This window comes from Variovorax sp. GW531-E2 (assembly GCF_059423125.1).
Genome location: NZ_JBWKXQ010000003.1, coordinates 78375 through 89431, shown reverse-complemented (window position 1 = coordinate 89431; position 11057 = coordinate 78375). Strand labels below are relative to the sequence as shown.

The following is an 11057-nucleotide window of genomic DNA, read 5'->3' as shown; positions in this document are numbered from 1 at the left end:
CGGTCAGTCCGCGCGCAGCAGTGCGAGCAATTCGTCGCGGTGAGGCTGGGTGTCGAGCCAGGCGCGGATGCGGTCCAGCTCGTCGATGCAGTCGTCGCCGTAGCGGCGGCGCAGTGCGGCCAGACGCGCCTCGCGCACCTCCTCGGTCTGCAGCCGGCGCTGCCAGCCGTCGGACAACAGCTCGTCGAGCCGGCCGGCCAGGCCACGGCTCACGAGGGCGCGCCATTCGCCCTGGTCGAACCAGAGGTTCTGGCAGGCCACGCAGCGGTCGATGCGGAAGTCAGGCCCGGCGCTCACGCGCAGCCGCTGCATCAGGCGCTCGCATTCCGGGCAGTGGCGCACGGCAGCGATGTCGAACACCTCGATCACCTCGTCGTCGACCTCATGCGGCACGCGCTTCGGGTCGGCGGCCTTCCAGCTGCGCCAGTCGTCCATGTCCATCACCATGCCGTGGCAGTCGCCGCACTGCACGCCGAGCAAGGCTTCGGCGAGTGCGACGGGCTGCATCACGGCATGGGCGGCGCAACTGCACTTCAGGTTCGGGTTCATCGCGCGCCCCCGGCTCAGTTGCGGAAGGAGGAGATCAGGTTCTGCAGCGCCGACTTCTGGCTCTCGGTGCCGTCGCTGGCGATCTTGCTCATCAGCGAGGCGACGCTGAGGTTCTGGATTTCGCCCGACGAATTGCCCAGCGCGCCGACGATGTCGCGCAGGTCCTTCACCACGTCGCGCTCGCCCGAGAGCTGTTCCTTGAAGGCGACCTGCACCGCCTGGCTCTTGGAGATGACGCCGTCGATGCCCTTGCCCACGGAGAGCGAGCGCACGAAGCTGTCGAAGTAGTCGCCCGAGCCGCCCACGATGTCGATCTTGGCGTTGGCGAGCGCGGTGCCCAGCACATCGGCCTGTTCCTTGGCGATGGACGTCTGCGCGTCGATGCCCTTCATGGTTTCGATGTGCGACTTTTCCAGGCGCATGCGGAATTCTTCGTGGTCGCGGGTCTCGGGGCTCATGGACTTCATGGCCTCGAACTTCTCGTGCAGGCCCTTCGCCTCGGCGTTGAAGCGGGCTTCGATCACCTGCGCATCGGCCTGGCCCGACTTGAGCGTGGCCTCGGCGTCGGCCGTGCGCACGTTGACTTCGGCGAGGCCGAGCTTTTCCTTGCCCGAGGCTTCGGCTTCGAACTTGGCACGCATGCCGGCCGCTTCGGCCTGCGAGCGGGCCTCGATGACCTGCGCATCGGCCTGGCCGGCCTTGAGGATCGCGTCGGCATCGGCCTGGCGCACATGCACGTCGGCCAGGCCCAGCTTTTCCTTGCCCGAAGCCTCGGCTTCGAAGCTTGCGAGCTTGGCCTGGGCCGTGGCGATTTCGACCTTGGCAGCGGCCAGGCCCGGTGCGGCGGAAATGGCTTCCACGCCCTCGGCTTCGCGCTTCTTCGATTCGGCGTCGCGCTCGGCCACCTTGAGCTTGGCATCGGCCAGCGTGAGTTCTTCGGCGGCCTTGTGGCGGGCGCGCTTCTCTTGCGTTTCGGCGGCCTTCACGTCGAGCACCATCTTCTCTTCGGCCTGGCCTTCGGCCATGATCACGACCGACTTCTTGGTGCGCTCGGCCTCGGCCACCACGCGCAGTTCCTTGATGGCCTCTTCCTGCTCGGCCACGGTGCGCTCGACCACGATGCGCTCGCGGATCACGTCGGCAATGGCCTTCTTCTGCACTTCGACGGCCTTGTCCTTCTCGATGCGCTGCAGGGTCACTTCCTTCTCGCGATCGACGATCTCGAGGTCGCGGGCGCGCGTGACCTTTTCTTCCTCGATGGCCACCGCGCGCTTGCGGTTGTTCTCGGCCACTTCCTTTTCGCGCTGCACGTTCTCCTGCTGCACCGAGACGGATTGCTCGGCCATGAGGCGCGCGGTTTCGGACTTGGTGCGCTCTTCGGACTGGATCTTGGAGGTCTCGGCTTCTTCGCGGGCGCGCACGCTGGCAATTTCGCGTTGCTGGCGCGCTGTGGCATCGGCCTGCTGGCGCTCGAGTTCGAGCAACGCTTCTTGCGTCTCGACGTTCTTCTTCTTGATCTGCATTTCCTCGTTGCGGCGCAGTTCGTTGGTGCGCACGTGCTCGACCGCCGTCAGCTCGGTGATCTTCTTGATGCCCTGCGCATCGAGGATGTTGTTGGCGTCCAGCTCCGACAGCGGGGTCTGCTCGAGGTAGTCGATGGCGGCGTCTTCGAGCACGTAGCCCGAGAGGTCGTTGCCGATCTGGCTGATGATCTCGTCGCGGAAGCCGTCGCGCGCCTGGTACAGGTCGACGAAGTCCATCGACTTGCCCACCGTCTTGAGCGCTTCGGAGAACTTGGCCGAGAACAGCTCTTCGAGCGTCTCGTGGTTCGATGCCCGTGCACAGCCGATACCCTGCGCCACCTTCAGCACGTCGTCAGCGGTCTTGTTCACGCGCACGAAGAACTTCACCTTGATGTCCGCGCGGATGTTGTCGCGGCAGATGAGGCCTTCGTTGCCCGAGCGGTCGATCTCGATGGTCTTGACCGAGATGTCCATCAGCTCGGCCTTGTGGATGATCGGGTAGACCATGCGGCCGGTGAAGGTCACCTCGGGCTCGGCGCGCAGCGTGTTCACGATGAGCGCGTGGCCCTGTTCGATCTTGCGATAGAACTTGGCGAACATCGCGAACAGGCCGAGGATGACGACGGCCAGTATGACCACGGCGAAGATGATGGGCTCCATTTTTTCTCCAGATGCTTTAAGAGCGAGCGAACGAACTTGGGTGAGGAATGCGCGCAGTCAGACGGTGTGAATGAATCCGGCGTGGCCGATGAACGGACATGGCGGGTTCGTTCACGCCTTCTCAGACGATGTCTTCGTGCGCCGCGATGAGGTAGCGCGCGGCCACCTCGTCGTATTCGAGGATGAGCGCGTGCGAGCCGCGCTTGAGGGCGTTGGGCGTGGGCGCCCAGACGCGGATGTTGAGGCTGGCGCCCCGGCGCGCCACTTCGGCACGGCCGTCTTTCTCGTTCACCACGCCGGTGACGACGCGGCAGACCTGGCCCACCAGCGCCGCATTGCTCACGGCCGTGTGGCTCACGAAGAGGCCCTTGAGCGGGCGGATGGCCACCGCCGTCACCGGGATGGCAAGGGCCGCGCTGACCACCAGCAGCACCGTGCCGGCCACCAGCTTGAGCACCATCGTCGGCACCAGCGGCAGCAGCCACTCGCCGCCCAGGCACGAGAGCGTCCAGGCCACGAGCACCAGCAGGCTGACGGCCACCGAGAACGGCACGCCGTTCAGGCCGAAGGCGACCACGTAGCTCGCGATCTGGCCCATGTCGCTGGTGTCGCCATCGGCATGCGTCTGCAGGTCGACGTCGATCCCGCTGCTCTCGAAGTCGACCATGCCGACCACCGCGAGCACCCAATAGATCACCACGACGCCGAGAAGCACCGTGTAGATCGCGGTGGGGTACCCCGTCACCGCTCCCATGAAATCGCCCATTGATCCTCCCGCGTGCGGGTTGGTTGTTGTTCTCTTTTCTTCTTACCTGCCGCCCGGCTTCTTCGTGCCGGTGTTCTTCTTGTTCGCCTTGCCTGCAAAGGCAATCAGTTCGCGCGTGGCCCTCTCCTTGATGGCCAGGCGGTCGTCGGGTGACAGACCATACCGCGCCGCCAGGAATTCGTAGTCGGCCGTGTTCAACGACACCGTGAGACGCGGCCGCTTCGGCTTCGAGGTGGTCGCCAGCCCCAGCACCTGCCGGATCTGGTCGGGCGTGGACACATGCTGCTCGAACGCCGCGGTGCGCACGGCCTCGAGCACGGCTTCTTCCACGTCGAAGGCCACCTGGACCGCGCGGATCGCCTCGTCCGAGCCTTGCCAGCGTACCGGCTTGACCCGCACCATCGTCACTCCGACGCCGGTTCGGACGGCTTGGGCGGTTCGGCCGGCGTGGCCTGCCGGGCGCGGATGCGCTCCATCACCTTGCCGGTGCGGTCGGCATCATTGCCGATGCCTGCCGCGGCCAGCTTCTTTTCGAGCGCGCTGTGGCCGAACTCGTCTTCGAGCTGCTGGCCCGCCGTCATGCGGTCGGACAGGTCTTCGTGACGCGAGCGGATGCGCTCCAGCGATTCGCGTGCGCTGGCCAGGCGCGAGCCGCCGCTGCCGATGTTCTCGGAGATCGACTGCGTGGCGCGGTAGACGCTCTCGGTGGTCTTGGCGATGCCGATCTCGCGCTCGTGCTCGCGGATGCGCGCCTCGGCCGACTTGATCAGGTCCTTGAGCCGCGACACCTGCAGCGCATACGAGGCGTGGGCCTTGGCCTGCTCCTCGAGTTCCTGTTCGAGCGTGCCGACCTTGGACGCCACGTCGAGCGCCAGGCCTTCCTGGGTCTTGTTGAGGGCTTCGAGCGCCAGGCCTTCGTAACGCGCGACCTCGCCCTTCAGGCGTTCGATTTCGCGGGCCGACTGCATCTCCTTGGCCATGACGCCCGTGAGGTCGCCCTTGGCCTTCTCGATGCTGTGCTTGGCGTCGATGATTTCCTGCTCGTAGATGCGCGTGGCGTTGCTGTCGATCACGCTCTCGCCGATTTCGCGGGCGCTGCCGCGCAGCAAGGTGACCAGCTTCTTGATGACTGTCATGATGATCTCCGCTTAATTCAGGAATTCGGACAAGGCGTCGAGTGCATCGAGCGCGTTGTCGCTGAGCACGGCCACTTCGCGTGCGATGTCTTCCACGCTCGCGTTGCGCCCCAGCGCCCCCGTGAGCACGTAGCGCCCGCCGACGCGCCCGAAGGACGACAGCGGCACCGACGGATTGAGGTCGAGCAGCGATTCGAGCAGCTCGGTGCGCCGCGCAGGCTTCACGTCTTCTTCGGTCCAGAGGTAGCAGATGCAGATGATCTGCATGTCGGAGCTGGTGACGAAGATCGGCAGCTCGTCACGCCCTTCGATGCTCACCTGCACCACCGGCGTACTGCCCGGAATCGGCTGCAGCTGAACAGACAGCCCGCCCATCGCGGCACCGGCCAGCACATCGAGGCCTTCGAGTTGATCCAGCAGTGATTGCATACCTCTCCTTTGGGTTGTCTACCGTGGGAAGCGCGCGATGCTTCGATGGATTCACTATAGGTGCAGCGACATAACATGTCAAAAATTCTTTTAACCCATGCGCATGACTTTCGGCACTGGCGCGCTCTCTAGAATCCGCCGATGGCCAGCACCATCAACCCCGCGCGTGTCGATTTCGTGACGCTGCGCCTGTTCTGCGCCGTGGCGCAGTCGGGCAGCATCACCAAGGGCGCGGAAGCGTGTCACCTCGCGCTCTCGGCGGCGAGCCGGCGCCTGTCCGACTTCGAAGCCGCCACGGGCTCCAAGCTGCTCGAACGCAGCGCCCAGGGCATCGCGCTCACACCGGCCGGGCATGTGGCGATGCAGCATGCGATGCGCCTCTTCCAGGGCTTCGAGCAGTTCAGCAACGAGCTGGGTGACTACGCCAGCGGCGTGCGCGGCCATGTGCGGCTGTGGGCCAACATGTCGGCGCTGACGGAGTTCCTGCCGACCACGCTGGCGGCCTTCCTCGGACAGCATCCCGATATCCGCGTCGAGGTCGAGGAGCAGCTGAGCGGCGACATCGTGCGCGCGCTGGTCGACGGCCTCGCCGACGTGGGCGTGTTCGCCGAGAACACGCCCGCCTACGGCCTGGACGTCGCGCCCTTTCAGACCGACGAGCTCGTGGTGCTGTGCGCCAGGCCGCACCCGCTGGCTCGCCTGCGTGCGAAGCAGGTCGACTTCAAGACCTGCCTCGCGCACGAGTTCGTGGGGCTGAACCGCAGCAGCTCGCTGCTCGAACTGACCTCGCGCGCGGCCGAACAAGCGGGCATTCCGATGCGGCTGCGCGTGCAGGTGCGCAGCTTCGATGCGATGTGCCACATGATCGCAGCCAACCTCGGCATCGGCGTGGTGCCGCTGGCCGCCTGCAAGGCGCAGGTGGCCGCGCTCGACCTGAAGGTGGTGCACCTGAAGGACGCCTGGGCCACGCGGCGCCTGCTGATGGCGACGAAGACGGGCGCGGCGCTGACGCCCGCGACGCAGCTGCTGGTGCGGCAGCTGCTCGCCTCGTCGCACTGACGACCGGCCGGGGCCCTACTCCGCCCCCTCGGCCTCGAGCACCGCCCACTCCGCCTCCGTGAACAACCGCGAGCGCGTCAGGAAGCGCACCCCCAGCGGCCCCTCCAGCGAGAACATCCCGCCGCGCCCCGGCACCACGTCGATGATCAGCTGCGTGTGCTGCCAGTACTCGAACTGCGGCCCGCTGATGTAGAACGGCATGCCGCCGATGCGGCCCAGCAGCCGGTCGTAGTCGCCCACGATGAACTCGCCCTGGGCGTAGCACATGGGCGCGCTGCCGTCGCAGCAGCCGCCCGACTGATGGAACATCAGCGGGCCGTGCCGTGCGGCGAGGTCATCGATGAGCGCGAGCGCCGCGTCGGTCGCGGTGACGCGCAGGACCTCGCCGGTCATCAGAAGAAACCCAGCTTGTTCTCGCTGTAGCTCACGAGCAGGTTCTTGGTCTGCTGGTAGTGGTCGAGCATCATCTTGTGGTTCTCGCGTCCGATGCCCGACTGCTTGTAGCCGCCGAAGGCCGCATGCGCCGGGTACTGGTGGTAGCAGTTGGTCCACACGCGCCCCGCCTGGATGCCGCGGCCCATGCGGAAGGCGCGGTTCATGTCGCGGCTCCACACGCCGGCGCCCAGGCCGTAGAGCGTGTCGTTGGCAATCGCCAGCGCTTCTTCCTCGTCCTTGAAGGTGGTGACCGACACGACCGGTCCGAAGATTTCCTCCTGGAAGATGCGCATCTTGTTGTGGCCGCGGAACACGGTCGGCTTCACGTAGTAGCCGTCGGCCAGGTCGCCGTCGAGTTGCTGGCGTTCACCGCCGATGAGCACCTGCGCGCCCTCCTGCCGGCCGATGTCCAGGTACGACAGGATCTTTTCCAGCTGCTCGCTCGAGGCCTGCGCGCCGATCATGGTGGCCGCGTCGAGCGGGCTGCCCTGCTTGATGGCGGCCACGCGCTTCAATGCGCGCTCCATGAAGCGGTCGTAGATCGATTCCTGGATCAGTGCGCGGCTCGGGCAGGTGCAGACCTCGCCCTGGTTCAGCGCGAACATCGTGAAGCCTTCGAGCGCCTTGTCGAAGAAGGCGTCGTCGCGCTCCATCACGTCGGCAAAGAAGATGTTGGGCGACTTGCCGCCCAGCTCCAGCGTGACCGGAATGAGGTTCTGGCTCGCGTACTGCGAGATCAGCCGGCCCGTGGTGGTCTCGCCGGTGAAGGCGATCTTGCCGATGCGGTTGCTCGACGCCAGCGGCTTGCCCGCCTCCACGCCGAAGCCGTTGACCACGTTGAGCACGCCCGGCGGCAGCAGGTCGCCGATGACCTCCAGCAGCACCAGGATCGACACCGGCGTCTGCTCGGCGGGCTTGAGCACCACGCAGTTGCCGGCCGCCAGCGCGGGCGCGAGCTTCCACACGGCCATGAGGATCGGGAAGTTCCACGGAATGATCTGGCCGACCACGCCGATGGGTTCGTGAAAGTGGTACGCGAAGGTTTCGTGGTCGATCTCGCTGATGCCGCCCTCCTGCGAGCGCACGCACGAGGCGAAGTAGCGGAAGTGGTCGATGGCCAGCGGCAGGTCGGCGGCCATGGTCTCGCGGATCGGCTTGCCGTTGTCCCAGGTCTCGGCGGCGGCCAGCATGGCCAGGTTTTCCTGCATGCGGTCGGCGATGCGGTTCAGGATGTTGGCGCGCTCGGTGGTCGAGGTGCGGCCCCAGGCGCCCTTGGCCTTGTGGGCGGCGTCGAGCGCGCGCTCGATGTCGGCGGCGCTGGAGCGCGGCACTTCGCAGAAGACCTTGCCGGTGACGGGCGTGATGTTCCCGAAATACTGGTTCTCCACCGGCGCGACCCATTCGCCGCCGATGTAGTTGCCGTAGCGCTTCTTGAAAGGCACTGCGGTACCGAATTTGCCCGGTTCGAGCATGTCCATGGGTTGTCTCCGTTGGGTAAGGTGTGAACGGGCACCGCGACATGCGGCGGCCCGCACAGGCACCGCAAGCGGCATACCCGCGCGGATCGGGACAATCCCCAAGCCCCGCGCCACAGGGGCGCGGCCCGCGCAGAGGGTTTCCATTCGCAATCTGCGACAGATGCGCGCGACGGCGGCGACTACGATGTCGCACAAGGCGAATCGCCGGCAATCCCCGCCCACGGAGTTCCGCAAGATGAGTGAAGCTTCCGCCCCCTCGGTCAGCGTCGCACAAGCGCGTGAGCTGTTCTTCGCGCAGGGCCGCGACCCGGCGCCGTGGATCGCGCCGCACATCTCGCGCTCGTGGCAGCGCAGCCGGCCGGTCGATCCGCACTGCATCGACCCGACGCCCATGGCGCCTTCGCTGCTCAACGAGCGCCGCGAGCAGGCGATGCGCCTGCTCAGCTGCGCGCAGCCCGAGCTCGACGGGCTCGCCGAGCATGCGGTGGGCAATGGCTGCATCGTCGCGCTGTCGGACGCCAGCGGCCTGATCCTCGAAGAGATCGGCAGCCCCGACTTCCTGCCCAAGGCCCAGCGCGTGGCGCTGCAGCCGGGCGTGGAATGGTCGGAGAGCCACCGCGGCACCAACGCCATCGGCACCGCGCTGGCCGAGCGCGTGGCGCTGATGGTGCTGGGCGGCGAGCACTACCTGGCGCAGAACGGCCGGCTGGGCTGCGCGGCGGCGCCCATCTTCAGCGGACGCGGCGAGCTGGCCGGCGCGCTCGACATCTCGGGCGAGACCGCGCGCGTGAACCACCATGCCCTGGGCCTGGTGCGCATGGCGGCGCAGCAGGTCGAGCACCGCATGCTGCTGGCCGAGGCCTCGGGCCACGTGCTGCGCTTCCATGCGCGGCCGGCGCTGATCGGCACCGCGCGCGAAGGGCTGATGGTGATCGAGGGCGGGCGCATCGTGGCCGCCAACCGCGTGGCGCTCGACCTGTTCGGGCGCACGTGGGAGGGCCTGCTCGACCTCGATGCCGAAGAATTCCTGGGCGCGCAGTGGCCGCGCATGGAGCACCGGCGCAGCCTGCTCACGCTGCCGGGCGGACGGCAGATCGCGACGGTCATGGAGCGCACGGGCACGGCGAACAGCGGCACGGGCCGCTCCGGTGGCGCGCGGCAGGTGATGACCGCGAACGCCGCCCCCGTCGACAACGACGACGTGGTGCGCCCATTGCTGGCGCGCGCCGTGCGCGTGCTCAACGAAGGCGTGCCGGTGCTGGTGAATGGCGAAACCGGCAGCGGCAAGGAGGTGTTCTCACGCCGCCTGCACGCCGCCAGCCGCCGCAGCGCGGGCCCGTTCGTGGCGGTCGATTGCGCCTCGCTGCCCGAGACGCTGATCGAGGCCGAACTGTTCGGCTACGAAGAAGGCGCCTTCACCGGCGCGCGCCGCAAGGGCATGCCGGGTCGCATCCGCGAAGCGCACGGCGGGGTGCTGTTTCTCGACGAGATCGCCGAGATCCCGCTCGCGCTGCAGACGCGCCTGCTGCGCGTGCTCGAAGGGCGCGTGGTCACGCCGCTGGGCGGCGGCCAGGGCGTGGCGGTCGATTTCGATTTGATTTGCGCCACGCACGCCGGCCTGCCCGCGCTGGTCGAGGCGGGGCGCTTTCGCGCCGACCTGATGTACCGCGTGGCCGGCTTCACCGTCGCCCTGCCCGCGCTGCACGAGCGTGCCGACCGTCGCGCGCTGATCGCGCGGCTGTTCCTCGAATCGGGCGGCGCCGCCAAGCACCTGTGCCTGGAGAACGATGCGCTCGAACGCCTGGCCGCCTACCGCTGGCCCGGCAACGTGCGCGAGCTGCGCAGCGTGCTGCGCGCGCTCGTGGCGCTGGCCGACCCGGGCGATGCGGTGACGGCCGATGCGCTGCCCGCGCACCTGCAAGACGCCGCACCCGTTGCCGACGTCAGCGAAGCCACACTGTCGCAACCCAACGCACCGCTGCAGACCATCACGCGCCACGCCATCGACGAAGCCCTGCGCGCCTGCGACCACGACGTGGCGCGCGCGGCCCGCCGGCTCGGCGTTCACCGCAGCACCGTGTACCGCCACCTCGCGCGCCAGCGCCCGCCCGCGGGCAACACCAAAGACTGACTTGCCCGCACGCACGGGAGCGGCCAGACTTTGCGCATGGCCCTGCCCCCGCATTCATGACCACCGGCAAATCCGCGCGCAAGCTCTCGGCCGTGCCGTCCACCTTGCGAATTCCGCTGGCCGCGCGGGCTTCGGGCGATGCGCTCTTTCCGCAGATGGCCGTGCGCGACGCCTACGCCGCCGGCATCCTGGAGCAGATCCGCGACGACGACCACGCCCTGCCTGACGACCGCACGACCATCTACGGCATCCTCGCGCGCACGCGGCGCTTTCGCAGCCTGGCGCAGGACTTCCTCAAGCTGCACCCGGGCGCGCGCGTCGTGAACCTGGGCTGCGGCCTGAGCCACTACTTCCAATGGCTGGACGACGGCAAGTCGCGCATGACCGACGCCGACCTGCCCGAGGTGCTGGCCCTGCGCCGCGAGCTGCTGCCCGAAACGCATCCGCGCCACGACCTGCGCGAACTCGACCTCACGGCGCCCGGCTGGTGGGAGCAGCTCGGCCTGCCGCGCAAGCGCCAGGCGCAGCCGGTCTTCCTGTTCACCGAGGGCGTGCTGATGTACCTCACGCCCGAGCAGGTGAACGCCGTGTTCACCACCTTCGGCGAGCGCGCGCCTGCGGGTTCGGTGCTGGCCTTCGACGCGATGTGCTGGCTGGCCGTGGGCCGCGCGCGCCAGCACCCTTCGGTGCGCGCGACCGGCGCGGAGTTCCAGTGGGGCCTGCGCCGGTACGAAGACCTCACGCAGCCCCATCCGCGCCTGCACCTGGACGGCACCTACCGCGTGATGGAAGGCATCGGCTGGCCCTACACGCTGTTCGCGCCGATGGTGCTGTTCTTTCTCGGCGTGCCGATCTATGCGGTGTACGCGCTGAGGGCGAAGGACTAGGGCT

11 protein-coding genes are annotated in these 11057 nt (G+C 67.7%); 3 read left to right on the top strand and 8 right to left on the bottom strand.

Annotated elements, in window-relative coordinates:
* Positions 1-3 precede the first annotated feature (3 nt).
* The 6 genes from AC07XP_RS03280 to AC07XP_RS03255 form a co-directional block, all read right to left on the bottom strand.
* Positions 4-549 (bottom strand): TFIIB-type zinc ribbon-containing protein, encoded by a 546-nt coding sequence (locus AC07XP_RS03280; RefSeq protein ID WP_495263784.1) that lies wholly within the window; start codon positions 547-549, stop codon positions 4-6.
* Between the two features lie 14 nt (positions 550-563).
* Positions 564-2732, bottom strand: coding sequence for a flotillin family protein (locus tag AC07XP_RS03275; RefSeq protein WP_159277371.1), 2169 nt, complete (start codon positions 2730-2732; stop codon positions 564-566).
* 121 nt (positions 2733-2853) lie between these two features.
* Positions 2854-3498, bottom strand: a complete 645-nt coding sequence (locus AC07XP_RS03270) for an OB-fold-containig protein (RefSeq protein WP_070059349.1) — start codon at positions 3496-3498, stop codon at positions 2854-2856.
* Positions 3499-3540: 42 nt separating this feature from the next.
* Positions 3541-3900 carry a hypothetical protein gene (locus AC07XP_RS03265; RefSeq protein WP_062476395.1) on the bottom strand — a complete coding sequence of 120 codons (360 nt, stop codon included), beginning with the start codon at positions 3898-3900 and terminating at the stop codon, positions 3541-3543.
* Between the two features lie 2 nt (positions 3901-3902).
* Positions 3903-4634, bottom strand: coding sequence for a PspA/IM30 family protein (locus AC07XP_RS03260; protein WP_495263783.1), 732 nt, complete (start codon positions 4632-4634; stop codon positions 3903-3905).
* A 12-nt stretch (positions 4635-4646) separates the two neighbouring features.
* Complete coding sequence (locus AC07XP_RS03255) at positions 4647-5063, bottom strand: YjfI family protein (protein ID WP_062476391.1); 417 nt, start codon at positions 5061-5063, stop codon at positions 4647-4649.
* A 141-nt stretch (positions 5064-5204) separates the two neighbouring features.
* Between AC07XP_RS03255 and AC07XP_RS03250 the strand changes: the two genes are divergently transcribed.
* Complete coding sequence (locus AC07XP_RS03250) at positions 5205-6122, top strand: LysR family transcriptional regulator (protein WP_495263782.1); 918 nt, start codon at positions 5205-5207, stop codon at positions 6120-6122.
* A 15-nt stretch (positions 6123-6137) separates the two neighbouring features.
* Here AC07XP_RS03250 and AC07XP_RS03245 read toward each other — a convergent pair whose 3' ends face one another.
* Together AC07XP_RS03245 and adh are read right to left on the bottom strand one after the other, a co-directional pair.
* The gene (locus tag AC07XP_RS03245; RefSeq protein ID WP_095947459.1) at positions 6138-6515 is read right to left on the bottom strand and encodes a DUF779 domain-containing protein; all 378 of its coding nucleotides are present in this window, start codon (positions 6513-6515) and stop codon (positions 6138-6140) included.
* The gene (adh, locus tag AC07XP_RS03240) at positions 6515-8035 is read right to left on the bottom strand and encodes an aldehyde dehydrogenase (RefSeq protein ID WP_495263781.1); all 1521 of its coding nucleotides are present in this window, start codon (positions 8033-8035) and stop codon (positions 6515-6517) included. The genes AC07XP_RS03245 and adh overlap by 1 nt, the downstream gene beginning before the upstream one ends.
* A gap of 235 nt (positions 8036-8270) precedes the next feature.
* Here adh and AC07XP_RS03235 point away from each other — a divergent pair, with 235 nt between their 5' ends.
* Complete coding sequence (locus AC07XP_RS03235; RefSeq protein ID WP_495263780.1) at positions 8271-10166, top strand: sigma-54-dependent Fis family transcriptional regulator; 1896 nt, start codon at positions 8271-8273, stop codon at positions 10164-10166.
* A 56-nt stretch (positions 10167-10222) separates the two neighbouring features.
* Complete coding sequence (locus AC07XP_RS03230; RefSeq protein ID WP_493192631.1) at positions 10223-11053, top strand: class I SAM-dependent methyltransferase; 831 nt, start codon at positions 10223-10225, stop codon at positions 11051-11053.
* Positions 11054-11057 lie beyond the last annotated feature (4 nt).